The 24910-nt window shown below is 50.4% G+C and carries 23 protein-coding genes and 1 other RNA gene; 1 reads left to right on the forward strand and 23 read right to left on the reverse strand.

The genetic code is table 11. The features are described from left to right. Window positions 1-142 precede the first annotated feature (142 nt). On the forward strand, window positions 143-1984 hold the full coding sequence (locus AC0YN4_RS28170; protein WP_475779175.1) for a S8 family peptidase: 1842 nt from the start codon (window positions 143-145) through the stop codon (window positions 1982-1984). A gap of 96 nt (window positions 1985-2080) precedes the next feature. Here the strand turns inward: AC0YN4_RS28170 and rnpB are convergent. The 23 genes from rnpB to floA all read right to left on the reverse strand — a co-directional run bounded on the left by rnpB (window position 2081) and on the right by floA (window position 24903). Further along, window positions 2081-2487, reverse strand: an RNA gene (gene rnpB, locus AC0YN4_RS28175) — RNase P RNA component class A. Window positions 2488-2565: 78 nt separating this feature from the next. Then, the gene (locus AC0YN4_RS28180) at window positions 2566-3687 is read right to left on the reverse strand and encodes a Nif3-like dinuclear metal center hexameric protein (RefSeq protein ID WP_475837323.1); all 1122 of its coding nucleotides are present in this window, start codon (window positions 3685-3687) and stop codon (window positions 2566-2568) included. Then, complete coding sequence (locus tag AC0YN4_RS28185; RefSeq protein WP_475837324.1) at window positions 3654-4445, reverse strand: tRNA (adenine(22)-N(1))-methyltransferase; 792 nt, start codon at window positions 4443-4445, stop codon at window positions 3654-3656. The genes AC0YN4_RS28180 and AC0YN4_RS28185 overlap by 34 nt, the downstream gene beginning before the upstream one ends. Window position 4446: 1 nt before the next feature. After that, complete coding sequence (locus AC0YN4_RS28190) at window positions 4447-5274, reverse strand: hypothetical protein (protein WP_475837325.1); 828 nt, start codon at window positions 5272-5274, stop codon at window positions 4447-4449. 105 nt (window positions 5275-5379) lie between these two features. Beyond that, on the reverse strand, window positions 5380-6504 hold the full coding sequence (gene rpoD, locus AC0YN4_RS28195) for an RNA polymerase sigma factor RpoD (protein WP_090979899.1): 1125 nt from the start codon (window positions 6502-6504) through the stop codon (window positions 5380-5382). A gap of 18 nt (window positions 6505-6522) precedes the next feature. Beyond that, window positions 6523-8382: a DNA primase gene (gene dnaG / locus AC0YN4_RS28200; protein WP_475779171.1), complete on the reverse strand. Its 1860-nt coding sequence runs from the start codon at window positions 8380-8382 to the stop codon at window positions 6523-6525. A gap of 41 nt (window positions 8383-8423) precedes the next feature. Next, complete coding sequence (locus tag AC0YN4_RS28205; RefSeq protein WP_090980160.1) at window positions 8424-8891, reverse strand: YaiI/YqxD family protein; 468 nt, start codon at window positions 8889-8891, stop codon at window positions 8424-8426. A gap of 82 nt (window positions 8892-8973) precedes the next feature. Next, a complete protein-coding gene (locus AC0YN4_RS28210; protein ID WP_475779170.1) occupies window positions 8974-9792 on the reverse strand; it encodes a pyruvate, water dikinase regulatory protein in 819 nt (272 codons plus the stop codon). 112 nt (window positions 9793-9904) lie between these two features. After that, on the reverse strand, window positions 9905-11986 hold the full coding sequence (gene glyS / locus AC0YN4_RS28215; protein ID WP_475837326.1) for a glycine--tRNA ligase subunit beta: 2082 nt from the start codon (window positions 11984-11986) through the stop codon (window positions 9905-9907). Beyond that, entirely contained in the window at window positions 11979-12866 is an 888-nt protein-coding gene (gene glyQ / locus AC0YN4_RS28220) for a glycine--tRNA ligase subunit alpha (RefSeq protein WP_090979907.1), read from the reverse strand. Before glyQ ends, glyS begins: the two co-directional genes overlap by 8 nt. A 366-nt stretch (window positions 12867-13232) precedes the next feature. Next, a complete protein-coding gene (locus tag AC0YN4_RS28225; RefSeq protein WP_475837327.1) occupies window positions 13233-14624 on the reverse strand; it encodes an MATE family efflux transporter in 1392 nt (463 codons plus the stop codon). Between the two features lie 33 nt (window positions 14625-14657). Then, on the reverse strand, window positions 14658-15404 hold the full coding sequence (gene recO / locus AC0YN4_RS28230; protein ID WP_475779167.1) for a DNA repair protein RecO: 747 nt from the start codon (window positions 15402-15404) through the stop codon (window positions 14658-14660). Between the two features lie 26 nt (window positions 15405-15430). Then, complete coding sequence (locus AC0YN4_RS28235; protein WP_475779166.1) at window positions 15431-15580, reverse strand: YqzL family protein; 150 nt, start codon at window positions 15578-15580, stop codon at window positions 15431-15433. Between the two features lie 112 nt (window positions 15581-15692). Beyond that, window positions 15693-16628 carry a GTPase Era gene (gene era, locus AC0YN4_RS28240; RefSeq protein ID WP_475779165.1) on the reverse strand — a complete coding sequence of 312 codons (936 nt, stop codon included), beginning with the start codon at window positions 16626-16628 and terminating at the stop codon, window positions 15693-15695. A gap of 39 nt (window positions 16629-16667) precedes the next feature. Then, window positions 16668-17105 (reverse strand): cytidine deaminase, encoded by a 438-nt coding sequence (cdd, locus tag AC0YN4_RS28245; RefSeq protein ID WP_475779164.1) that lies wholly within the window; start codon window positions 17103-17105, stop codon window positions 16668-16670. A 17-nt stretch (window positions 17106-17122) separates the two neighbouring features. Beyond that, entirely contained in the window at window positions 17123-17473 is a 351-nt protein-coding gene (locus AC0YN4_RS28250; RefSeq protein WP_475779163.1) for a diacylglycerol kinase, read from the reverse strand. Further along, window positions 17473-17970: an rRNA maturation RNase YbeY gene (gene ybeY, locus AC0YN4_RS28255; protein WP_090979921.1), complete on the reverse strand. Its 498-nt coding sequence runs from the start codon at window positions 17968-17970 to the stop codon at window positions 17473-17475. The genes AC0YN4_RS28250 and ybeY overlap by 1 nt, the downstream gene beginning before the upstream one ends. Continuing rightward, a complete protein-coding gene (locus AC0YN4_RS28260) occupies window positions 17967-20231 on the reverse strand; it encodes an HD family phosphohydrolase (RefSeq protein WP_475779162.1) in 2265 nt (754 codons plus the stop codon). Before AC0YN4_RS28260 ends, ybeY begins: the two co-directional genes overlap by 4 nt. Before the next feature lie 459 nt (window positions 20232-20690). After that, a complete protein-coding gene (locus AC0YN4_RS28265) occupies window positions 20691-21698 on the reverse strand; it encodes a PhoH family protein (RefSeq protein WP_475779161.1) in 1008 nt (335 codons plus the stop codon). A 6-nt stretch (window positions 21699-21704) separates the two neighbouring features. Continuing rightward, window positions 21705-22898: a sporulation protein YqfD gene (gene yqfD / locus AC0YN4_RS28270; RefSeq protein WP_475837328.1), complete on the reverse strand. Its 1194-nt coding sequence runs from the start codon at window positions 22896-22898 to the stop codon at window positions 21705-21707. A 12-nt stretch (window positions 22899-22910) separates the two neighbouring features. Then, a complete protein-coding gene (gene yqfC, locus AC0YN4_RS28275) occupies window positions 22911-23189 on the reverse strand; it encodes a sporulation protein YqfC (protein WP_090979929.1) in 279 nt (92 codons plus the stop codon). Window positions 23190-23350: 161 nt separating this feature from the next. Then, window positions 23351-23857 carry a hypothetical protein gene (locus AC0YN4_RS28280; RefSeq protein ID WP_475837329.1) on the reverse strand — a complete coding sequence of 169 codons (507 nt, stop codon included), beginning with the start codon at window positions 23855-23857 and terminating at the stop codon, window positions 23351-23353. A gap of 50 nt (window positions 23858-23907) precedes the next feature. Beyond that, the gene (floA, locus tag AC0YN4_RS28285; RefSeq protein WP_475779158.1) at window positions 23908-24903 is read right to left on the reverse strand and encodes a flotillin-like protein FloA; all 996 of its coding nucleotides are present in this window, start codon (window positions 24901-24903) and stop codon (window positions 23908-23910) included. Window positions 24904-24910: the final 7 nt, after the last annotated feature.

Here is a 24910-nt window from a genome sequence, read left to right on the forward strand (position 1 = left end):
CCACAAATAGCAAACAGATGGTACTCCGGATTGCCGAATCGCCCCCGTATATTTTCACCTGCACGACGTCACCCTAAGACAAGCAGCCCATTGGGCTTCCAGTCAAACCTAGCAAGTACAGTTATTCAAGGGGGTATTCACCATGACGAGGCGCAAATGGGTCGGCTGGTTTTGTATTCTGGCAGCTGCCGCATTGCTCATTCCGCTCACACCTTGGTTCAGCTCGCCAAGTCCCGACAATAAAGAAAAGAAACCCGAAATGCGCACCATGTCCGCGCACCGTGAGCGTCAGCTCAAGCTGGCAACGGTAAAGCATGATATGGATGCTACGGCAGTTCTATGCCATGCGGAGTGCGCGAAGAATTTCCAGAAGCTGATGAAGCATGAAGCCTCGGCAGCAACGAATGAGCATCATCTCACGCACTTAATGAAGATGCATAAACAGATGATTTACGTCTGGTGGAGACATCAAAGTCATTCCATCACGAAAGGCAGCAAACCTGCTTTATCCCAGCTCAATGAAGAAATGATGAAAGCGAAGCAGCATGTCATTGCAGGGAAGGCTTATTCCTCCTCTCCGCTTCAATTAAACGGACATCGATACATGATCATCGGTGAGCCTGATACGTTGCACAGAGGCGACGGCATTGCGGCTATTCTGCTGCAGGACATCGTAACGAAAGTACAAGGCCACCAACAGCGCAATTTGCGGCTTGTCCCTTATCCGGCTGAAGGCAAATACAAGATCGAGTCTGTCAAACCGAACTCTACGGAAGATATTACGGTTAGAAGCGGTGAAGACAACGGCAATGCCAGTCACTACCATATGAACGAGGTTGTGGTAAAGTTCCGTCAACCGCCAACGGTAGATCAATTAGCTCAAATCAAACAGGATATTACCGCTCTCTCCATGAAAAAGCTTGGGTATACGTATGTTTTCCGCTCCAGAGTGATGGATGCGGAATCGATGATGCGTTACTTCAAAACGAGCTGGCACGTCGTGTATGCCGAGCCTCACTACTTATATATGACTAATGAGGCATCGGATATTATCCCTAACGATGCGCTTTATTCGGAATATCAATGGAATCTGCCTGTCATCGAAACGGAGAAAGGCTGGAATGTTTCGAAAGGCAGCAATAATGTCGTTATTGCGGTACTGGATACCGGCGTGCAAATGGATCATCCCGATCTGAAAGGCAAGCTTGCAAAAGGCACCAATCTGGTCATCCCAGATGCGCCGCCGGATGACGATGTCGGTCACGGCACACATGTCGCAGGGATCATCGCTGCCGCAGTCAATAACGGAGAAGGCGTCGCGGGCATGACCTGGTACAACAAAGTGTTACCGGTCAAAGTGCTGGACAGCAGCGGCGCAGGCTCTACTTACACGGTCGCGGAAGGCGTCATATGGGCAACTGATCATGGGGCCAAAGTCATTAATATGAGTTTGGGCAACTATGCAGAAGCTCAGTTTCTGCACGATGCGATCAAATACGCCTATGACAAAGGTGTTGTGCTAATAGCGGCTAGCGGCAATGATAATACGGAGCGCCCCGGCTATCCAGCTGCATATCCCGAGGTGTTCGCAGTAGCTTCCACAAATTCGGACGGCACACGCTCGACATTCTCCAACTACGGAAGTTATATCGATGTAGCCGCACCGGGCTTCAGCATCGCCAGCACCTATCCGGGCAGCCAATATGCTGCGCTCTCCGGCACTTCAATGGCAAGTCCGCATGTAGCCGCACTTGCCGGGCTCATTCGGTCGATCAATCCGGATCTGACCAATGTTGAAGTCATGGATATCATGCGAAAGTCTGCCAAGGATCTCGGCGACAAAGGCAAGGATAAGTACTTCGGCTACGGCCAAATCGACGTCGTCAATGCGCTGAAAGCCGCGCAGCAGTCGAAAGTATCGCTGCAGCAATTTCCGCAGCAGGTTGAACGGCGCTTGGCTCAGATCGCGAGCAAATATGAATAAATAGGATGAAAACCGTCTGACCTGTTTAGCGTCAGACGGTCTTCGTCGAAAACGAAGAAGCCCGCAAGGCATAAGCCTTGCGGGTTTCTTGAGCATGTGGAAAGCTTGCCGTAAGCCGGGTTCTGTGCCTCTTGTGGTGTGACGGGAACTACCCTCCCACGTTTGAAGCGACAATCATCTATCTAGGCCGATCATTGCTAATCAGCTCAAGCGACCAACCCGAACGCTCCCCGGGCAGAGGTGCAGCTCTAGGCTGCTGCGTTCTCTCGGTCTTGCTCCAGATGGGGTTTACCAGCCCCATTGTCACCAATGGCGCTCGTGGTCTCTTACACCACGGTTCCACCCTTACCTGTACCGGATTTGCATCCGGCCATCGGCGGTCCATTTCTGTGGCACTATCCTTCGGCTCGCGCCGACTGGACGTTATCCAGCATCTTTGCCCTACGGAGCCCGGACTTTCCTCTCGCGGCAACAAGGCCGCCAGCGATTGTCTGTCAAACTTTCCGTGTACAACACAGTATACGCTGATCGAAGGAAAAGCTCAAGGTCTGATTCATTTCCATCCAGGCGACGATTTATGATTACAGGAATTGGAACGGTTCTGTCTCCACCTGTGAGGCAATCGCCTCAGTCGCATATTTCCGCTGCTGGAGCTCTCGGCGCAGCCAATCGGCAACGCGAGGCTTCATCAGCTTCTCAATATTGTGGCCGGGGTCGATAATCGACAGCCCTGCCATCGCTGCATCATGCGCTGTATGGTAATCCATATCACCCGTTACAAGCACATCAGCGCCGGCAAACAACGCATGGCGTACATATCTGGCACCGGAGCCGCCAAGTACCGCCACTTTGCGTACATCGCGATCCAGATCGCCAACGACGCGCAGTGCCGGAATCTCGAATACGGCTTTTGCCCGTTCAGCAAGCTCACGAAGCTTCACTGCCGCAGGCAGCTTGCCTACGCGGCCGAGTCCGAATACGCGGCCTTTCATATCGACAGGATACAAATCATAAGCCACTTCCTCGTAGGGATGCGCCTTCAGCATGGCTTGTACAACTTTACGCTGCACGCTTGCAGGTACAATCGTTTCCACGCGGATTTCCTGTACGCGCTCAAGCTTGCCCTTCTCCCCGATAAACGGTTCGGCAGTATCACCGGGCAGGAAGGTGCCGACGCCTTCGATATTAAAGCTGCACTGGCTATAGCCGCCGATTTCTCCTGCCCCGGCATTCCAAATCGCTTGAAGCACTTGTTCGTGATGCGTTTTCGGAACAAAGACGACCAGCTTGAACAGCTTGTCTGAATGAACATCTTCAAGGGAAGCGCGGCCTTCGGCCGGCAATCCGAGCAGATCAGCCATCCAGTCATTAATTCCGCCGTCCGCTACATCAAGATTGGTATGCGCGATATAAACGGCGATATCGTTCTTGATTAGCTTCTCGTACAGCTTGCCTGCCGGAGTTGAAGTATCCAGCTTCGCAAGGGGTCTATAAATTATCGCATGATGGGCGATGATCAGTTCTGCGCCGAGTGCAATGGCTTCATCCACTACCACGTCGGTAACATCGAGTGCGACAAGCACCTTACTGACTACCTTCTGCAGAGTTCCGAGCTGAAGACCGATTTTATCGTTCTCCATTGCGATATGTTTGGGAGCCAGCTGCTCGATTAGCTGGATGACGGTTTGGCCGTTCGCAAACATGACAGCACCTCCTCAATCCCTTTCATTTCACCGCGCAGCTGTGCTTCCTTCTCACGCGATTCCGCGAGATCCGACTGCCCCAATTGACGGCAAATCCGATCGAGCTTCCCGTGCTCATGCTGCCATTTGTTGTGAAGCCAATCGCTCGGCTGTCGCAGCAAATAGGGACCCATCCGGTAGAGCCATTCCTGCTTCGCGGCCTCTGTCATAGACGGAATTTCCAGGAACGACGCATGATATACGCCTTCATTAGTAATCGAAGTTGGGCTATGTTGCTCATGCAGCGCATGCAGTACTTCATAGATACGGCCATCCTCTTCCAGAATCATTTCATCCTGCAGGACATAACCGTGCTGCACGAGCCACTTCCGAACGATCTCTTCGCCGACATTCGGCTGAAGCACCAGCTCACGAACGCCTTCAAGTTTGCCGGCCTGACGACCAGCCTCCAAGATGTCTGCCATCAAGCTGCCGCCCATTCCGGCAATCGTAACCGTGTCTGCTTCACCTGGGGCAAGAACAGCTAGTCCATCGCCTTGTCGAACCTCAATCTTCTTCGTCAGACCCGCTTCGGCTACCTGTCTCTTAGCAGCTTGAAACGGCCCTGTATTCAACTCTCCCGCGATAGCGGATGGACATTTACCGCTTTGCAGCAGGTACACCGGCAGCAGCGCATGGTCGGAACCAATATCTGCAACTCGTGCTTGTGCCGAGACCAGATCTGCAATTTGCTGTAAACGTTTAGACAACTTTATCATCTCATGCAACCCACGCAATCCATTGTTTTCGAAGGGAGAAGAGCAGTGCTCCCCCCGCCATAATTTTGACCATTAATTGAAGCTGTAATCCAAACTCCGCATCTGCGAACACAGCAGCGTACAGCTCAGGCATGAACCAGACGAGCGCACCGGCAACAAACAGTATCGATGCCACCGGTCTTGACCAGCGATGGAAGAACCAGCTGCACCAGCCAAATACGAACGAAGCCGGCAGCCAGTACAGCTGGATTTCGAACCATTTGGGCGATTCCGTATTGTTTGACAACAGCCATGCATATACGAGGAAGGAAGCCATCCAGCCGCATAAATGCAACAGCGGAATTCGGCCTCCAATACCAAATGCGATCCAAAATAACGAACAGAAAGCAAGAAGTCCGGCTTTCCATCCCCATGCTTCGAGCGCATGTAACTGCAGCATGTATAAGCCTGCACCCAACATAAGCAGCATCCCGGTCCCGATTAATCCTATTCCTACAGACTCGTTTTTGGCACGATATCGTTGTCCAATGAAGAGCAAGATGTAGACGCCGGTAATCGACAGCGCAATTTGCAATAGCGGATGAAAAACAGTAAAATAAAGAAAAACAAAACAGATCAAGGAAAAAATACCAAATGTCAGGAGCCACTGTTTAACAGACGCTCCTTTCACTGCAACCGCTGCTCGACCCGCAAAGGTAGTCGGAGCGCGCTTCTCCCCTTCTTCCAAATACAAGTTGAGCAGAAAATCACAATATTGCTCGGGAAGCAGTTTACTGCGCTGCCAATGCTCGATCTCTCTTACGATAGTCTTGCGGCGCTCTTGATCCATAACGTCACAGTGATTCCTCTCATGGTGGATTCTTAGAAGTGACACCTATCGATTTCACAAGGTGGAAAAAAGACCTTGCTGCTTCAAGCAGAAAGGTCCTGGTTGTTATTCGAGAAAATCTTTCAAACGTTTGCTTCTCGATGGATGACGAAGCTTGCGAAGTGCTTTCGCTTCAATCTGACGAATCCGCTCACGTGTAACGCCGAATACTTTGCCGACTTCCTCCAGCGTACGTGTACGACCGTCATCAAGTCCGAAACGAAGTCTCAGTACGTTCTCTTCACGCTCCGTGAGCGTATCCAGCACGTCCTCCAGCTGTTCCTTCAGCAGCTCGTATGCCGCGGCATCTGCCGGCGCGAGTGCCTCTTGATCCTCGATGAAGTCGCCAAGATGTGAATCATCTTCTTCCCCGATCGGCGTTTCAAGCGATACCGGCTCCTGTGCGATCTTCATGATTTCACGCACTTTCTCGGTGCTCAAATCCATTTCAGCCGCAATTTCTTCCGGGCTTGGCTCACGTCCAAGTTCCTGCAGCAACTGACGGGAAACCCGAACAAGTTTATTAATCGTTTCGACCATATGAACCGGAATCCGGATCGTACGTGCTTGGTCTGCAATCGCACGCGTAATCGCTTGTCTGATCCACCAAGTAGCATAAGTACTGAACTTGTAGCCCTTGGTATGGTCAAACTTCTCAACCGCTTTGATTAGACCCATGTTGCCTTCTTGAATGAGATCCAGAAACAGCATGCCGCGTCCAACATAACGTTTGGCGATACTGACCACGAGTCTGAGGTTCGCTTCAGCTAGTCTGCGCTTCGCTTCTTCGTCCCCATTCTCAATCCGCTTAGCGAGCTCGACTTCATCATCTGCCGATAGCAGCGGTACACGTCCGATTTCTTTCAAATACATGCGAACCGGATCGTTGATTTTGATGCCGGGCGGGAGCGCCAGATCATCATCGAAGTTGAAGTCGTCATGTTCACGCTCTTGGTCATCCCGATTGCTAATCGGAAGATCATCGTTCTCATTCACCACTTCAATGCCGATATCATCGAGTTGCTCGAAAAACTCATCGATTTGTTCCGGATCCTGATCGAAAGGTGAGAGCTTCTCCATAATCTCTTTGTACGTTAAGGAGGATCTTTTCTTCCCATGTTCAATCAGCTGTTCCTTGACGAGTTCCAGCTTCTGTTCAGTATCCAATTCAGTATGTTGATCATTCGCCATAATCCGACTCCCTCCTCCCTAGAAACGATCATCCTGCCGACCTTTTAGCTGTCTCTCTAGGGCATTCATTTCAATTGCAATTTGTGCTGCTTTCAACATGTCCCCGGAACGTTCCGCGCGTACCATCGCTTCTTTCAGCTGTTCGATTTCCCGAAACTTTGGCACCTTCAAGATTTCATTCACATAATCAACAAGCAAATGCTCATCGAACGGAATATCATCGTCCGTCATCAATATTGAAGCAGCTGTCCGTTCAAGTCGGCTATCTTGGAGCGAAGCGATAAACCGACTAACATCCGGATCATGTCCTTGCGCATAGTAAGCATATAAGTAAGCAGCAAGCGCTGCGTGATCCTCTACATTAAAAGCCTCTCCGAGCTTCTGATGCACCGTGTTTGCTGTATCAGCATCCTGCAGCATCTGCGCAAGCAGCTTGCGTTCAGCGACCTGATAAGCAGGCAAAACAGGCGGTGCAGAGGACGTACGACGGTTCTCGCGGTTTTCATTCCTACCATTATTCCACGAATTGTCGTTATTATCCCTTTGCGGTTTCATTTTTTGCAGCTGCTGCCGTCGATCAAAGCAGTCCTGCTTCAATGAATCCAGAGACATATCGAACTCACGGGACAGCTCTTTCAAATAAAACTCCCGCTCTGTCGGAGAATCGAGCACGGCAATGATGCCGACCGCTTCGAGCAGGTAGTTCTTCTGTCCCTCTTCTTCTAGGAGTATATGGTTTTTCTTAGCATATAGTAGTCTAAATTTCGTTGCAGATACCGGATGTTCAATCGTTTCTCGCATGAACGCATCTGCTCCATGCTTCTCAATGTACTCATCCGGATCCATGCCTCTGGGCAGCATTGCAACCTGAACGCGCAAACCCACTCGCTCCAAAAGCGGGATTGTCTTCAGCACCGCAGCTTGTCCAGCATTATCGCCATCATAACAGAGCACCGCCTCTTCAACATTGCGCTGCAATATCGAGGCATGCTCTTCTGTCAGTGCCGTACCCATAGAGGCTACACCGTTATGCACGCCTGCGCTCCACGCCTTGATGACATCCATATAACCTTCAAACAGAACAATTCGCCTGCTCTTACGCATAGCTGTTCGGGCATGATGAAAGTTATACAGGTTACGGCTCTTGTTAAACAGCATGGTCTCCGGTGAGTTCAAATATTTCGGTTGACCTTCACCGAGCATTCTGCCTGCCAAGGCGATAACCTTGCCATCACGGTTCCAGATCGGAAACATGATTCGATCACGAAACCGGTCAATGTAGCCGCTCTTGTCCTGCTTGGCAATAAGCAGTCCGCCTTTCTCCATCAGCGCGAGATCGTATTCCCGCTTCTCGAGAAAACGCGTAAGTGTGTCCCATTCCGGAGGCGCATACCCAATCATAAAATGATCGATTTGCTTATCCGTTACCCCACGATTGCGTAAATATTGCAGAGCAGTCTGCCCATGCGTCGTATTCATTAATAAATAATGATACAACTTAACGGACAGCTCATGCGCTTCAATCAGAGTGTCGCGATCTCCCCCATCAGCGGATTGTTGACGTTCCTGCGACCCTGACCAGGTGATGGGTATATTCGCTTCCTCGGCCATTACACGAATAGCTTCCGGGAACGAATACTCCTCAATCTCCTCAATAAACTTAATGGCGTTGCCGCCTTTACCGCACCCGTAGCAGTAAAAAATACCCTTCTCCGGGGTGACGGTAAACGACGGGGATTTCTCTGAATGAAACGGGCAAAGCCCCTTCATGTATTTCCCGTGCTTCGAGAGGTGAACGTACTTTCCTACCGTTTCTACTATATCGTGATGCTTAAGCACCGCTTCAATGACAGAATCCGGTATTTTCCCGTAAGCCATACACCTTCACCTTCATCCTAAATGACAAGTAATACTATTCGCTACGGCTTGGCATTCTCCTGCCGAGTTTGCAAAACTTTTGTCAGGTTTTGCAGAAAATAAGCACGGTCATCGTTAGACATCGCCTTTGGCCCTTTCGTTCTTCCGCCGCTTCGACGTCTCTTCGCCAGCTCGTGCCTGCGCTCCATTAGATAATCGATGTTGCTGTCATCATATTGTTGACCGCGCGGAGATAGTGCAATCGCGCCTCTCGACAATACAATGGTAGCCAGTCCAAAATCCTGCGTGACGACAATATCGCCGCGCCGAATATGGTTGACGATATACAAATCGACAGACTGGTCACTTCGATCGACCTGCATAATCGCAACACCTTCTTCTTCTTGGAGCCGATGATCATGAGAAGCCACCATCAGAACAGGAACCGCAAATTTTCGCGCCACTTCGACAATTTCCCGCTTAACCGGACACGCATCAGCATCTACTACAATCGTTGGTATGGCTGTCATTCGTTGCATCACCGCATCTTCTTGTAACTACCGTACTATTATATACGGCAAATAACCAAAAAATCCTGCACCCACCCTTGCATCAATTGGATTCTATATATTCCAAAATCAGACTTGCTGTTTCTTCGACAGCTCGATGGGAGACATCAATGACTAAACAACCGATGCGATCTGTGATTTGCGCCGCATATTTCAGCTCTCGCTCGATCCGGGCTGTCGTTGCATATGCAGCGCTGTCCGGCAACCCCAATGCTTTCAATCGTTCTTTGCGAATGCCATTCAAATAATTGATATCAATGGTAAGACCGACTACTTTCTCTTTGGGAATTTGGAACAGTTCATCAGGCGGGTCAAGCTCCGGCATGAGCGGAACATTAGCCACCTTGAACTGCTTATGCGCCAAATACATAGAAAGTGGTGTCTTGGATGTGCGCGAAACACCGACGAGCACAATGTCCGCCTTCAGAATACCGGTCGTATCACGCATATCATCGTACTTGACGGCGAATTCAACAGCTTCCACTTTGCGGAAATAATCCTCGTCGAGCACATGATTGAGTCCGGGTTCTTGCCTAGATTTGCGGTTTGTTTTGCTTTCGAGACTCGTGATTAGCGAGCCAAGCAAATCGATGGCGGTTACCTCGTGAATGCGGGCAAACTCCACCATTCGGTCACGCAGCCCCGGAAGCACAAGCGTATAGAGCATGATAGCACCATGCTCCTTAGCTTGCAGCACGAACCGCTCGAGCGACGCTTCGTCATGGACGAACGGCGCTCTGCGGATATCGGCGTTAATGGGATGAAATTGGGCTATCGCAGCCCGGACGACAAGCTCGCCGGTGTCACCGGCGGAATCGGAAACGACGTAAATAATCACTTCAGGCTGCGAATCTGTAGCCATTTCTTCCCCTCCCGAGTCTTTTCTGCGGAAAAACAAGTTAGTCCAAGGTAGTGTCTTTTCCTGCGGAAAAACAAGTTAGTCCAAAGTAGTGTCTTTTCCTGCGGAAAAACACTTACCAAACAAGCTTCGAAAAATCCGCTACTTTCACGACACTGCTCGCAATGGCAGCAAGTGTTGCAAGACGGTTAGCCCGCACAGCTTCGTCCTCAGCCATTACCATGACTTTATCGAAGTATACGTTGATCGGCGTCTTCAGGCTGGCAAGTTTTGCAAGCGCCTCTGCTGTACGACCTTCTTCCACCTGAACGGCTATGTCGTCACGAACCTCTGACCAAGCACGATATAGAGCGCCTTCCGCCTCGTCCACGAACAAGCTTTCACTTATTTCCTTAGACGTTGCTTTCGCAGCAAGGTTGCAAACTCGGTTAAGCGAATCAACCACAGTTTTAAACTCTTCGCGGCGATCTCCTGCAGCAGCAGCCATTACAGCAGCTGCACGGTCAACCGTCTGACGCAAATCATTGTAACCAACCGCCATTATTGCATCGACTACGTCGTACCGAACGCTTTGCTCCGACAGCACGTTCTTCACGCGGAGCGAGAAAAATTCATACAAGTCTTTACGTATTTCAGCCGCATCACGTTTCAACGAACGCGCAGCATGAACTTCAAGCGACAGATCAAATAGTGTGCTAAGCGGCAGCTTCAGACCGTGAGCAAGCACGATTTGGACGATACCGGCAGCTTGACGACGCAGTGCATAGGGATCTTGCGAACCTGTTGGCAGGATTCCAATGGAGAAACAGCCGACAATGGTATCGATTTTGTCCGCGAGGCTCACCAGCGCTCCTACCAATGAAGCAGGTGCTCTGTCACCGGCAAAACGCGGCTGATAATGCTCATTAATCGCTCTGGCAACCGACTCGCTCTCACCGGCTTTACGTGCATAATCTTCGCCCATGATGCCTTGAAGCTCAGGGAATTCGTAGACCATCTGTGTCACCAAGTCGAATTTGCAAATCGCTGCAGTCCGAGCCGCATCCGTTGCAGTTTGAGCATCCGTGCTCAGTGCCTGCGATAGCTTCTCGGTAGTAGCTACGATGCGAGCGACTTTATCTGCAACTGTACCTAGCTCCTCATGGTAGACGATCGATGTAAGCTTCGCAAGCGCATCGGAGATGGCGAGCTTCTGATCTTCAGCATAGAAGAACTTCGCATCCGACAGACGTGCGCGCAGCACCTTCTCATTTCCTTTAGCAACATTTTCGATCGAAGTGCGATCGCCGTTGCGAACCGTTACGAAGAATGGCAGCAGCTTGCCGTTGTCGTCCAATACCGGGAAGTAACGCTGATGCTCGCGCATCGAAGTAATAAGCACTTCCTGTGGAATGTTCAAGAACGACGGATCAAACGTACCGAACAAGACATTCGGAGTTTCAACGAGGAATACCACTTCCTCGAGTAAATCTTCTTTAATGCCAATTTGCCAACCCTTCTCGGCTGCAAGTGCATTTATTTGCGAAACGATCAGCGCTTCACGCTCAGCGGTATCTACGAGAACCTTCTCCTCTCTCAGACGCTCCACATATTGCGAAGGCTCTGCAATGACGGCTTCGCTGCCCAAGAAACGATGGCCGCGAGTCGTTCTGCCGCTCTGTACAGCCGTAATTTCGATCGGAACGATATCCTCGCCGAATAATGCTACCAGCCAGCGAATCGGACGCACGAAACGAAGATCGTAGTTGCCCCAGCGCATGTTCTTCGGGAATGACATCGAGGTGATAAGCGAAACCAAACCTTCCGGGAGCACATCGCTTGTTACTGTACCGATGCTGCTCTTGTTCGCGTAGATATACTCTACGCCTGCAAGCTCCTTGAAGAAGAAATCCTCAGGTGCCACGCCTTGGCTGCGAGCGAAGCCCAGTGCCGCTTTGCTCCATTCGCCCTGCTCGTTCAGTGCGATTTTGCGGGAAGGACCTTTCACTTCTTCACTTACGTCCGCCTGCTTCTCTTCTACATCGCGAACGAGGACGGTAAGGCGGCGCGGAGTCGCATAAGCTTCCACAGCACCATGACCAATACGGGACGTTTCCAGCCATTTGGCCATCTTTTCTTTCAATTGATTCATCGCACCGCGGACGAAACGTGCCGGTACCTCTTCTAAGCCGATTTCAAGCAAAAGGTCTTTAGCCATTATCGTTCACTCCTTTCTTCAACATCGGGAATCCGAGGCGTTCGCGTTCTTCCAGGTAAGTCGCCGCGCATGCACGTGCCAGGTTACGAACGCGCATAATGTAACCGGTCCGCTCCGTTACGCTGATTGCCCCTCTTGCATCAAGCAAGTTGAATGTATGTGAGCATTTAAGCACATAATCGTAAGCCGGGAAAACAAGCTTATGCTCCATCGTTTTCTTCGCTTCTTCCTCGTACATGTTGAAGAGCGAGAAGAGCATTGCCGTGTCGGAAGTTTCGAATGTATATTTCGAATGCTCGAACTCCGGCTGCAGGAAGACATCACCATAGGTTACGCCGTCTACCCACTCCAGATCGAACACATTTTCTTTCTCCTGAATGTACGAAGCCAGACGCTCCATACCGTACGTGATTTCAACCGCTACCGGGTTGGCATCAATGCCGCCGACTTGTTGGAAATACGTGAACTGCGTAATTTCCATGCCGTTCAGCCAAACTTCCCAGCCAAGACCCCAAGCGCCAAGTGTAGGCGATTCCCAGTTGTCTTCAACAAAACGAATATCATGGTGAAGCGGATCCACGCCTAGGCGCTTCAAGCTTTCCAGATACAGCTCTTGAATGTTGTCCGGGGATGGCTTAAGGATGACTTGGAACTGATGATGTTGATATAGACGGTTCGGGTTCTCGCCATAACGGCCGTCTGCCGGTCTTCTGGACGGCTCCACATACGCAACGTTCCATGGCTCAGGGCCGATCGAACGAAGGAATGTCATCGGGTTCATCGTGCCTGCACCCTTCTCGGTGTCGTATGGCTGAACGAGAATGCAATTTTGTTCCGCCCAGAACTGCTGCAGCGTCAGAATCATGTTTTGAAAGTTCATGTCATTCATCTCCTATCGAATTGTTTGCCGTGCATGGCGTCTGAACGATACGTATGTAAAGGCATATAAAAAAGCCTTCGCCTCTACGTCTGATATCAGACATAGGGACGAAAGCTATTACGCTCCCGCGGTTCCACCCTACTTGGTCTTCAAGCGCTAATCCGCACGGATGCTTGAAAACCCTCTTTTCTAAGCTTGCATAAACTCCGGAGTGCCTTTCATCGCGAACGTCCGACCAGGCTCCCACTGCCCCCGGCTCGCTTGTCTGACGACTGTACGTGATTACTTTCTCCATCATCGTTCATATTTCATAATATCCTATCTTAGCAATTCTAACCACTTGTGTCAACGAGAAACTTTATTCACCTACAGCGGCACAGCATCACTGCTATTTCCGCCGGTGCCGAGCTTCCTATCTTCACGGAATGCTTCAGCAAACAACAGCTTCTTGCGATGCTTGCGCCACCTCAAATAACATAACGCTCCGCGCAGATATTCGTCGCTGATCATCCCTATATAAATGCCATAGAGCCCCCATTGCATCGGGACTGCAAGTATATAAGAAACCCCAACCGCAATGATCCACATGCTCGGCAACGAGTAAGTCATAACCGTACGGCTGTCGCCTACAGCACCAAGTGACTGACCAAGTGCCATATTCAGCATTTTGCCGGGCTGCAGTGCTAAATTAAGCCAAAGGAGGGACACTGCCATTTCGATAATCCAAGGATCCTTGGTAAATGTGGAAATGATCGATGTTCGGAACAACAGCAGAAGGGCTGTATTCGCAAGGACAACGATAACCCCGAAGCCTAAGGCTCGATATGCACTATAGTATGCTTGCCTTAGTTTCTTCGCTCCATACAAATGCGCGATTTGGATTTGGGCAGCAAGCGCGAGCGACCAACCGAATGTGAAGGCGAATGACTCCATGGTGTTCATATATGTACGAGCCGCAAGCGGTTGTTCACCCATGGAGGCAATGATACTGAAAATAACAACCTGCGAGAATGTCCATGAAGCACCGTTCACACTGATTGGCCAGCCGATCTTAATGACTTCTTTGAGCAGCTTCGTATGAAAGCGGCCGAATTCACGAAGCAAGACCGGTGCTCCAAAGGCATGCCGGAACAAATGCTGCTGGAAGAAGAAGGCTACCGTTCGGCTAATAACGGTCGAAATTCCAACCCCCATTAGTCCAAGCTCCGGCAGACCGAACGCCCCGAATATAAATGCGTAGTTCAGTACAACATGCAGGACATTCATACCAAGCGCAATATACATGGGAGAACGGGTATTTCCGGTATTTCTGACAGCAGTGCTCATGGATAAATTCAGCGCAGTGATGACCATTCCGCCGCCGACGATCGACATGTAGGTATAAGACAGACCCTGCAAATTGTCCGGCACATGCAAGGCTGTTGTGAATAACGGGGTCCCATAAATAAGTAAAACACTAATGATAATGCCCAATAATACAGTGATGGAAACTGACATAATGCCGATTTTGCGCGCTTCGTCCGGCTTGCCCCCGCCCAGCTTCTGTGCGATAAGAATGCCGGCCCCGCTCGTCACAAGTGTGAATAAAATAATGACTGCATTAAAGAACATATTCGATATCCCGACAACAGCGACGGCATCATCCGATATTCGGCTAACCATCAAGGTGTCTGCTGTTCCGAGCATGAATTGCAGCATCATCTCAATCATAATCGGCCATGTCAGCGACCAAATTCTCGGTGTCGACTGCGAAGCCATATCGAAACTGTACCTCCTGCCTAATTTGCCTAATTACAGCGAATAACGATCCATTTGATCCAGAAAAGAGCGGGATTTCAGCTGCAAGCCAATATGAGTGTCCATTAGCGAACGCATGATGTGCTTCAATTGCTGCTTCGTCTCGTCCTTCACTTGAATGTTGCCAAGTCTGCGCATATCGAGCTGCCAGAATAATCGCAGCAGCTTAAGAGCACCTTCGCTAAGCTCGATTGCAGAAGTGTCTTTGTAGCGGCATCTTCCGCAGATGATGCCTCCGCCTCTTACACTTAGTGCCATGGGACCGCTCTCATTACCACATGAGATACATGCACTAAGATCCGGAGCGTATCCGGCTGCCGCAAGAATTTTCATCTCGAAGAGCTGGATCGTAATCAGTAAATCCTTCCCTTCGCCAATCGCTATCAGGCAAGCCTTTAACTGCTCATACATGAATGAACCCAAGTCCTCTTCCTGCAGCGCGCGATCTACTAATTCCACGGCATAAGAAGAATAGGCAGTTTTATCCAGCTGTTCACGCAAAACATGGTGAGATTCAATAATCTCACCATGCGTTAACGTACCCAGGCCGCTGTTTCGGAAGAATAGATATTCGCCATGCGTAAATAATTGCACGAGCGATCCATGCCTGCTCTTTAGTTTTTTGGCGCCACGCACGACAATTCCGATCTTGCCGTGCGTGTTCGTCAGCAGCGTGATAATTTTGTTGCCTTCCCCATAGTCCATGCTCCGGATGACAATGCCTTCGACTCGGTACTGCATATCGCTTCTCCCCCAACCTGCGCGTCCTAAACGGAATCCGTTTCGGGCGCTGGTTCTCCCTCTTCCTCGCAGCCGACAGCTTCCGGAGAAACTGCCTGCTCGTCCATCTCCCTGTAAAGCATGAAAGCTTCCACATCCCCGGTCAGCGTAAAATACTTCCACGAAAAGTCTCGCATTCGTATTCATCCTTTCCGCGCTCAAGAATGTTGCTCACGGATTAGGATGCGATGAAGATGATGACGCTATGCCAGACAAATTACGGACATTTTCCCGGAGAAAGGAAAATAGCTAATCGTTTCTGAAACCAAGATCCTTCAGCACTCGCTCTTGGTTACGCCAATCTTTCTTCACCTTCACCCATAGCTCCAGAAAAACGCGTGAGCCGAGCAGCGTTTCGATGTCGCGGCGCGCTTCTTTGCCAACTTGCTTGAGCAATGCGCCTTGCTTGCCGATGACGATCCCCTTCTGAGAATCACGTTCGACATAGATAACAGCTCCGATATTTACGACGCCGTTCTCTTGCACCTTCATCGTTTCAATCGCAACGGCGATGGAATGCGGTACCTCTTCGCGCGTCAGATGAAGAATTTTCTCACGGACAAGCTCCGCACATACGAATTGCTCCGGATGATCCGTTACTTGATCGGCAGGATAATATTGTGGCCCTTCAGGCAAATAACCGCTGAGCACTCTAAGAAGAGTATCCACGTTATTGCCTTTCAGCGCAGAGATCGGAATAATTTCTGCAAAATCATACAGATCTTTATATTGCACAATGAGCGGCAGCAGCGCTTCCGGCTCAATTTTGTCAATTTTGTTCATGATGAGGAACACCGGCGTCTTAATTTTCTTAAGTGCCTCAATAATGAAACGGTCTCCTCCTCCAATTCCCTCTGAAGCATCGATGAGGAATAGGGCTGCGTCAACTTCGCCAAGCGTGCCTACAGCGGACTTCACCATGAAGTCCCCTAGCTTGGAAGTCGGTTTGTGTATCCCTGGCGTATCCAGGAATACAATTTGGGAATTGTCCTTTGTGTAGACGCCATGAATTTTGTTCCGCGTTGTCTGCGGCTTGTCTGACATGATGGCGATTTTCTGGCCGATGACCTCGTTAATTAAGGTCGATTTGCCGACGTTTGGTCTTCCAATAATGGCGACAAACCCGGAATGGTATTTCTCCTTGGATCCTTTAGATCCTTTTGAACCTGACGATGATGAATTCATAAGCTGTACCTTTATCCCCTTCCAGAACGTTGCGAATTCTTACGCTTTCGTTAATGCATCCGATGAGAAGGCACCCGGCAGCAGCTCCGCTACTGTCGATACACGCCATTCTCCCTTCATATTGCTCATAATGACAGGCATGTCCGGCGGGCAAAGCTCCACCATTACTTGTCTGCACACGCCGCAAGGCGTAATTGGTGTATCCGTATCTCCAACGACCGCAATCGCTTCGAATGAGCCAGCTTGATGCCCGTCTGCAATAGCCCGAAACAATGCCGTACGTTCCGCGCAGTTTGTCGGACTATAAGCCGCATTCTCTACGTTACAGCCAAAATGCACGCCGCCTTCGGCATCCAGCAGCGCCGCTCCGACTTGAAAACCAGAATAAGGCACATAAGCCCGACTGCGAGCTTCTATGGCTTGCTGCATGAGCTGCTGCCAAATCGGCGATAATTCCCCGATTGATGTTGATGTCATCCTTAAAGCTCCTCTCATTAAGGCCATAGATGCGGAATAAATACAAACAGGCCGATAATAACGGCCCCAATTGCAGCAACCAGCACACCGCCGGCTGCTGTATCCTTGGCAGCCTTGGCAAGCGGATGCCGGCTAGGACTAGCCAGGTCAACGACATGCTCAACTGCCGTATTCATCAGTTCGGCTGCCATTACAACAGCTTGGGCCGCAATAATAACAACCCATTCTATTCGAGTCAGTCCGACCATCAGTCCCGCCACATTAACAACTATTGCGCAAACCACATGAATTTGCATATTGGCTTGGGTGCGAACTGCTGATAGGATACCTGAACCCGCATAATAGAAGCTGCGCAGCAGTCGTTTCATTAACGAGTCAGACCTGCTTGGCGGAGGACGGCTTCCTGCTTCTCCGTCATAACAGCTTCGCTTGCCTCATCTTGGTGATCATACCCAATCAAATGAAGGAAGCCATGCACGAATAGAAATCCGAGCTCACGCTCCAAGGAATGGCCATATTCTTCACTTTGTAGTTTAGCCCGTTCCGCCGAAATAATAATATCGCCAAGCATCCCTTCGAACGGCACCGTCTCGCTCTCGTCGTCTACCTCGTAGATGATTTCAAGCTCTTCGTCAGTTTCCTCCTGCATGGCGAAGGAAAGCACGTCTGTTGGACGGTCGATATTGCGATATTCACGGTTCAATTGATGAATTTCTTCATCATCCACAATGGAGAGCGTTACTTCCCCTTCGGTCATGCCCTCTGCTTCGGCAGCCAGCTGCAGCAGCTGCTCCAGTACCCCGATAAAGGATTCGGAAATTTCGACTTTCTCTTGATCATTGCTCCATTCCAACTTCAAGCTCATGCCAGACGCTCCTTTTGTTTAACATCTTCCGGATATTCAATGCGCGAGTGGAAAATCCCGATAACTGTTTCTTTCAACGTCTGTGCGATCTTCTCCAGCTCCTTGAGCGTCAAATCGCATTCATTGAACTGATCATCGTCCAGCCGGCTTTTAATAATCTTGTGAATCATGGATTCTACCTGCTCCACGGTTGGGCTTCGCAGGCTTCGTACTGCCGCTTCCACGCAATCCGCGATGCCGACGATCGCCGCTTCCTTCGACTGTGCTTTTGGCCCCGGATACCTGAAGTCTTCCTCTGTAAAATCAGGCTCCAAACCCGCTTCCTCAGACAATTTGTAAGCCTTGTGATAAAAGTATTTCAGACAAGTCGTACCGTGGTGCTGCTCGGCAATATCACGGATCGGCTTCGGCAGCTTATGATTGCGAAGCATCTCCACGCCGTCGCGCGCATGGGCGATTATAATCGATTTACTTAATTTAGGCTCAATGGAATCATGCGGATTTTCATAGTTTGTCTGATTTTCGATAAAATAACTAGGTCGCTTCGTCTTTCCGATATCATGATAGAACGAGCCTACTCGGCATAAGAGACCGTTCGCGCCAATCGACTCTGCCGCCGCTTCCGATAAATTGCCGACCATCACGCTGTGATGGTACGTTCCGGGCGTCTCCGTCAGCAGCTTACGCAGAAGCGGATGGTTCGGATTGGACAGCTCCACGAGCTTCAGGGCAGACAGAATTCCGAACGTCACTTCAAAGAACGGCATTAATCCCACTACCAGTATCGCCGTCAACAGCCCGCTGGCAAACGCAAAAGCGACCGTCATGATAATTTCCGATTTGGGAGGAAGCTCACCAAGCAATAGAATAGCCAGAACAGAGGCCGAGCCGAACAAGCTGACCATAATACCGGCCTTCAAAATCGTCGAACGCTGGCTTGCGCGATGGATCGCGAAGATAGCGGCGAACGAAATGACAGCAGTCGTGAATCCGTAATTAAAGTCAAACAGCTGACCCGATTCCATGTTGAAAATAACACTGCCCATAATGGCAAATAGAAACGAGCTCACGACAGCCAGCTGAATGTCCAGCAGCAACACAATCAGCATGGCACCCATCGCAGTAGGCGCTAAGTAGCCGACATACGGCATTTCCTGCGTTTGTGTCAGTTCCACGATGTGCATGGCGAGAATATTGAGCAAGAAGATCAAGAGCAGCATCGAGAGCTGAGCATTGCTGTATTTCATATTCGTCGATCCGCTGCTCAATCCGGCCGCTCGCTCCAGATAACTGTAGATCACGATCAGAAAGAGTACAGATAGCAGCAGCAAGCCAAGCTGCGGCCAATAAGACTTCTTCGTTTGAAGCACACCGATAGAGGAAAGGCGGTCATAGAGTTCCTTCGAGATGATCTCGCCTTTATGAACGATGATATCGCCTTGCTTTACCACAACAGGAGTCGTATTTTCTTTGGCCGCCACTTTCGCATCATTGGTTGCTTGCGTATCAAGAAACTTATTCGGCATGATCGCGTATCTGGCAAGCTCCTGCACGATCTCCCTCGTTTTGCGTTCGGTAAGCGTACTCGCATTGACGAGCTCTGCAACTTTCGTTCTTGCCGTCTCCGCTTCACGGAGCGAATCGCTCATCAGCTTGCGGACAATATTCACGCCAACCAGATGCATGTCGCTCAGTTGAATCGCGGAGAGCGAAGGCAGTTTATAATAAGTTTCCTCCGGAATCCGATAAGCCTGCGATTTCACCACAACTGCCATTTCATCAAGCAATGTATCGTTATAGGTGCCATTCCCTTTGTTATTCTGAACAAATTGATCGACGTATTCCGTATATAATTGCGGAATTTCATTGCGATAGATGGACACCTTATTTTCCAACGTGACTTGATCGTCTTGATTCAGCTGCTCCATTCGCGCGAAAATCTGCTCCAGCAGTGCTTCGCTGCGGAGGGCCACAATCGAATAAATCGGCTCCACTCGATCGGCAGCAAGCTCCTGCGCCTGAAGCGTTGCCTTCTCATCCTTAATGTCCACCGGCGCTTCAATGTCGCGGTCACTGGCTTTGCCTAACTCGATATTGTACGTCTTGGGGAGCACGTGTGGGGCAAGAGAGAAATAAAATAGCAAAACAAACAGAAGCAGCAATACCCAGCGAACAGCCGAGCTGTGCTTCCATCCACTCCATCCGGAGGACGATGATGACGTCCACTTAGACTCATCCGGGTTGGCTTGTTGATTTACCATGGTTGATATCCTCCTAGAAACTACACATCCCCCTGGATCTCCTTCGTAAGGAGAAATCCAGGGACTTTGTCCCTGGAACCCTTACAGTAAGAGATCCCCATGGACACTGTCCCTGGACCCTATATGCACGATGATATTCTTTCAATGGGATCTTAATTCAAATGCCGATACATCCCCCGATACATCCCCCTAACTCCCCCTTATCCAAGGGGGACCCCAGGGACGCCGTCCCTGGACCCGGAATGTACCGTGCCTGCCGCCTGGGCCGTCTTCGACCATACTTCGACGTTGGCTCGCTTTCGTCCGCTTACGCGCGGACACACTTTTCATGCGACGTTCTTACCCGGCTTGGTGCCCCGGGTGGAACGCTGCTGCTTTCGAGCGATTAGCATTAGCGTTACTGTTGTGCTGGGAGTCGCTTGTGACATGCGGTCACAGGCTTACCTACTGAGTGGCGCTTTATGACCTGCGGTCATAAGGTTTGCCTGTTGATTCATTAGTTTGCACTTCAGCGTCGATATTGTAGGCTGTTATGATTTTTTGGACGAGGCTGTGACGTACTACGTCCTGTTCTGTGAATAAGATAAAGCCGATCTCCGGGATGTTCGCTAAGATGCGCTGTGCTTCGATGAGTCCTGAGCGCTTGCCGCGCGGCAGGTCGATTTGGGTGACATCTCCGGTAATAACCATCTTGGAGCCGAACCCAAGCCTCGTCAGAAACATCTTCATCTGCTCCGGTGTCGTGTTCTGCGCTTCGTCCAAAATTATAAATGAATCCTCAAGAGTCCGTCCGCGCATGTAGGCGAGCGGTGCCACTTCAATGAGACCACGTTCGAACGCCTTGGTCGTTTGGTCCGGACCAAGCACATCATGAAGCGCATCATAGAGCGGCCGCAAATACGGATCAACCTTCTCTTGCAAATCGCCCGGCAGGAACCCGAGATTCTCGCCCGCTTCAACGGCAGGACGCGTCAGCACGATCCGCTTGACCGAGCCTTCCTTCAATGCCGCTACGGCAAGCACGACTGCCAAGTACGTTTTGCCCGTACCTGCAGGACCGATACCGAAAACGATATCCATCTTCTTGATCGTTTTGACGTAATGACGTTGACCAATCGTTTTTACCCGAATCGGTTTACCGCGAAACGTGGTCGTTATCTCCGCTTTGAAGAGGTCTAGCAATTGCTCGGCCTGCATCGTCTTGGACAGATCCAAGGCGTATGCGATGTCGCGCTCTGTCGGCGAATATCCGCCTCTTATAAGCTGCTGCAAAACCGTATAAAGCTGTTCCATAGAATCCACCTCGGAGGTTGGCCCCGAAATGGAAATTTCCGCATCGCGAGACATAATGTCCGCTGATGTCTGCTGCTGGACTAATCGCAGAAATTTATCCTGCGGACCAAGCAGTGCTAGTCCTTCCGCTGCGTTTGCAAGTGGAATTTTGGCTACTTTGAATTCATTTTGCAAAAATACTCAATCCCCTTGCATCTGAACTAACGGTCTCTCTATCGCAATCGACTGATCCACCTCAAAAAGCACTTTCATATAAACTTTACCATTCTCCGTCTTTTCATGCAAAATGTTTTCCGCAAGCACCTCTGCATCAGGCCCTACCTTCGCTAGTAAATCCGCTCTCGCCTGCTGAATGCCTTCCGCTTTGGCCTCTTCCACGCCGACGGTTTGGTGCTCCATTCGTACTTCCATAATCGTTTCTTTCATTCTGCCGAACGGCAGATTCATCGTCCGCCAAGCTGCCTTCTCTTCCTGCTTGATGCTCTCATACATGGCAAAAGGCGGTTTGCCAAACCCGCTAACCTTAAGCGCCCTTCCGGCTACGACAGCATACCAGACGATCTTCTTCTCACCTGTATATACCTTCATCTTCCGCTCAAGCGGAGAAACGATATCATATTCATGCCATACGACTCCCTTCACGACGCCTTTCGCGACCACAGAAGCGGTATTATTCTCGTCCCCCAACAAGCCGGAGATCAGGATATCGCCTTGCTTCACCCTCATATTACGCTTCACGACCGGCTTCCCGGTCTCCGCTAATATTTTGGTGACAACCGCATCAGTTGATGCGACGAGATGCCGTGGATTCTGAGCAACTTTAGGCGATGGAATCGAAGTTTCCACCACTTGTATCGTTATGCGGGTCCCGCGCTTCTCTACGCCAACCCAAGCCGCCCCAGGCAGCTGCTGAGCGAGACGCTTGGACAATACGGAGGCATCATCAAGCCGGAACGACCACTGAAACGGGTACAGCCCCTCCTGCTTGGCCACCTGAAGAATCTGCTCCTCCGATAAGCGGTCATTCCCCTTCACATCAATCGACCAGACGAGCGAGGAGAGCAAATACATCCCAACGAAGAAAAGGACGAGCCCCGCCGCAAAAAAAGCACGTCTCCGTACTCGCAGCAGCCAGAAAGGCAGTCCTTGCCGTGAAGTGACGTGGATGCGACAGCCTGTCTCTTTCAGAATCGGGCGAAGCCGGAAGAAATCATTGACCTGCAGATAGCAAACGAGCTCGCGGTCGTTTGTATGACGAATGGACCACAATTGCAGCCCTTTCGCGAGCGCAGCATTCACCAGGTTTTCTATAGCCCCGCCGCGCACGCGAATTGACACAAATCCGCGGAGCCACTGCATCCATGTCGCTTTCATTACAATTGCCCCCTATTCTCGCACTTCGATATGTTTAATAACCCCTTCTATGAAAACTTCTTCTGTCCAAATCGTTCGAATAACCAGCTCGCTGCCCGTTACTTCCAATTCTCCTTTGCTGAGCGCAAGCCTCAGCTTGTCACTGGAGAAATGCAGTACGCCGCGGTGATTCTCGATGTATAATTGGCGGTCGCCGATCATCGTTAATCGTGGCAAATCCATTACGACATCCGGCGGCAGATCAAGCAGATCCGCAGCCATCTTACGCAGTTTGCGATTTAATCGGCGCATGCAGGCAGAAGCCCCCTTCCCGTACTGTACCAAATTATGCGAGAGCGGCCCCAAATATGAGGAATATGGCGCCGTTCACTCCGATCAAACACAAAAAAACCGACCCAATCGGGTCGGTTCTGCTTGATTCAGCTTCATACAGCCATTTGCTTTCGATTCCGTTATCTGCGCAGCGGCCGTTTCGAACGCGGTTCACCAAGCACTTCTGCCAATATAAATGCACGGCGCAGCTCATCGCCTTGCGGAACGCGGAAGGTATCCGCTTGCTTCTTCTGCTCGATGTGAGCGGCTTTCGGAAGCGGCGCTCTGTCATTCCCGCGAACCGGCGGCACGGTACGCCGCAGCAAATCAGAATCCGCATATTCCGAACTGACGCCTTCTTCACCGGTTGTATCGAACTTCGACTTATATACGCCTTGTCGCGGCTCAGTAGGCGGCTCTACGGCTCTCTGCTGGACAGACTGTCTTTGCGGCTGCGCCGGCCGAGTGACCACGGGAGGCGCAGTCGGCCGTCTTAGAGGAGGCTCTCCTCCAAACGTAGGCATTCGATTGGTCGTCGGATTGCCCGGCTTATTATTTCTCATTTTGTTAACGAGCGTGAGCAGGAAACCTACGAGCACAATGACGACGTAGATGTTGGAAACCAACAGCTTGATCAGTTCATTCAAACGCTCACCCCCTTCAGATTATCGTTTTCATCTCAAGAATGGGTCAGCGATTAACGTTCTTCTTTTTCCGGCGACGATGAGTCTGTTTTACCAATTGAATTACGCATGCTGGTATCCGCTTCAATATTCTTGAAATTCATATAATCGAGTACGCCAATCTTGCCTTGCTTAAGCGCTTCAGCCATAGCTAGCGGTACTTGAGACTCGGATTCCACAACGAGTGCACGCATTTCTACAACTCGCGCTTTCATTTCCTGTTCATGCGCAACAGCCATCGCTCTGCGCTCCTCGGCTTTCGCTTGTGCAATCCGTTTGTCCGCTTCCGCTTGCTCCGTTTGCAAATGCGCACCGATGTTCTTGCCTACATCAACATCCGCAATATCGATCGACAAGATTTCGAAGGCCGTTCCGGCATCAAGACCTTTGCCAAGTACTGTACGCGAGATCAGATCCGGATTCTCCAGAACGTCCTTATGAGAGTTAGAAGAACCGACTGTTGTTACAATCCCTTCACCGACACGCGCAATGATGGTTTCTTCACCGGCACCGCCAACCAAACGCTCAATGTTCGCACGAACCGTAACACGCGCTTTAACTTTCACTTCAATCCCGTTCTTAGCTACTGCCGCAACCGTAGGCGTCTCGATAACACGTGGGTTAACGCTCATTTGAACCGCTTGCAGTACATCACGGCCTGCGAGGTCAATTGCCGCAGCACGTTCAAACTCCAGATCAATGTTCGCGCGTTGTGCAGCAATCAAGGAGTTGACGACACGGTCAACATTACCGCCCGCCAAGAAGTGGCTCTCCAGTTGATTAATCGTAAGCCCAAGACCGGCTTTCGTCGCTTTAATTAACGGGTTGACGATTCGGCTGGGGACAACGCGGCGCAAGCGCATCGCAACGAGCGTAATAATCCCGACTCGCACACCAGACGCAAGTGCAGAGATCCAAAGCATAATTGGAAAGAAGGTTAGAAATACGGATAATGCGATGACCGCAAGCACTACAATAATTACAATCGTTACAGTTGGATCCAGTGTCATGTAAACC

This window comes from Paenibacillus sp. J22R3, from assembly GCF_056269305.1.

What these genes read in the sequence shown, in the direction of transcription:
- AC0YN4_RS28180 (WP_475837323.1), bottom strand. Translation starts at nt 3,687, where the DNA reads ATGTTTGCGAACGGCCAAACCGTCATCCAGCTAATCGAGCAGCTGGCT.
- AC0YN4_RS28210 (WP_475779170.1), bottom strand. Translation starts at nt 9,792, where the DNA reads ATGGCTACAGATTCGCAGCCTGAAGTGATTATTTACGTCGTTTCCGAT.
- AC0YN4_RS28190 (WP_475837325.1), bottom strand. Translation starts at nt 5,274, where the DNA reads ATGGATCAAGAGCGCCGCAAGACTATCGTAAGAGAGATCGAGCATTGG.
- ybeY (WP_090979921.1), bottom strand. Translation starts at nt 17,970, where the DNA reads ATGAGCTTGAAGTTGGAATGGAGCAATGATCAAGAGAAAGTCGAAATT.
- glyQ (WP_090979907.1), bottom strand. Translation starts at nt 12,866, where the DNA reads ATGAACTTTCAAAACATGATTCTGACGCTGCAGCAGTTCTGGGCGGAA.
- floA (WP_475779158.1), bottom strand. Translation starts at nt 24,903, where the DNA reads ATGACACTGGATCCAACTGTAACGATTGTAATTATTGTAGTGCTTGCG.
- AC0YN4_RS28225 (WP_475837327.1), bottom strand. Translation starts at nt 14,624, where the DNA reads ATGGCTTCGCAGTCGACACCGAGAATTTGGTCGCTGACATGGCCGATT.
- AC0YN4_RS28205 (WP_090980160.1), bottom strand. Translation starts at nt 8,891, where the DNA reads ATGACAGCCATACCAACGATTGTAGTAGATGCTGATGCGTGTCCGGTT.
- glyS (WP_475837326.1), bottom strand. Translation starts at nt 11,986, where the DNA reads ATGGCTAAAGACCTTTTGCTTGAAATCGGCTTAGAAGAGGTACCGGCA.
- AC0YN4_RS28250 (WP_475779163.1), bottom strand. Translation starts at nt 17,473, where the DNA reads ATGAAACGACTGCTGCGCAGCTTCTATTATGCGGGTTCAGGTATCCTA.
- rpoD (WP_090979899.1), bottom strand. Translation starts at nt 6,504, where the DNA reads ATGGCGAATGATCAACATACTGAATTGGATACTGAACAGAAGCTGGAA.
- AC0YN4_RS28170 (WP_475779175.1), top strand. Translation starts at nt 143, where the DNA reads ATGACGAGGCGCAAATGGGTCGGCTGGTTTTGTATTCTGGCAGCTGCC.
- era (WP_475779165.1), bottom strand. Translation starts at nt 16,628, where the DNA reads ATGAATTCATCATCGTCAGGTTCAAAAGGATCTAAAGGATCCAAGGAG.
- cdd (WP_475779164.1), bottom strand. Translation starts at nt 17,105, where the DNA reads ATGACATCAACATCAATCGGGGAATTATCGCCGATTTGGCAGCAGCTC.
- yqfD (WP_475837328.1), bottom strand. Translation starts at nt 22,898, where the DNA reads ATGAAAGCGACATGGATGCAGTGGCTCCGCGGATTTGTGTCAATTCGC.
- AC0YN4_RS28235 (WP_475779166.1), bottom strand. Translation starts at nt 15,580, where the DNA reads ATGCGAGACTTTTCGTGGAAGTATTTTACGCTGACCGGGGATGTGGAA.
- recO (WP_475779167.1), bottom strand. Translation starts at nt 15,404, where the DNA reads ATGCAGTACCGAGTCGAAGGCATTGTCATCCGGAGCATGGACTATGGG.
- AC0YN4_RS28260 (WP_475779162.1), bottom strand. Translation starts at nt 20,231, where the DNA reads ATGGTAAATCAACAAGCCAACCCGGATGAGTCTAAGTGGACGTCATCA.
- yqfC (WP_090979929.1), bottom strand. Translation starts at nt 23,189, where the DNA reads ATGCGCCGATTAAATCGCAAACTGCGTAAGATGGCTGCGGATCTGCTT.
- dnaG (WP_475779171.1), bottom strand. Translation starts at nt 8,382, where the DNA reads ATGGCTTACGGGAAAATACCGGATTCTGTCATTGAAGCGGTGCTTAAG.
- AC0YN4_RS28185 (WP_475837324.1), bottom strand. Translation starts at nt 4,445, where the DNA reads ATGATAAAGTTGTCTAAACGTTTACAGCAAATTGCAGATCTGGTCTCG.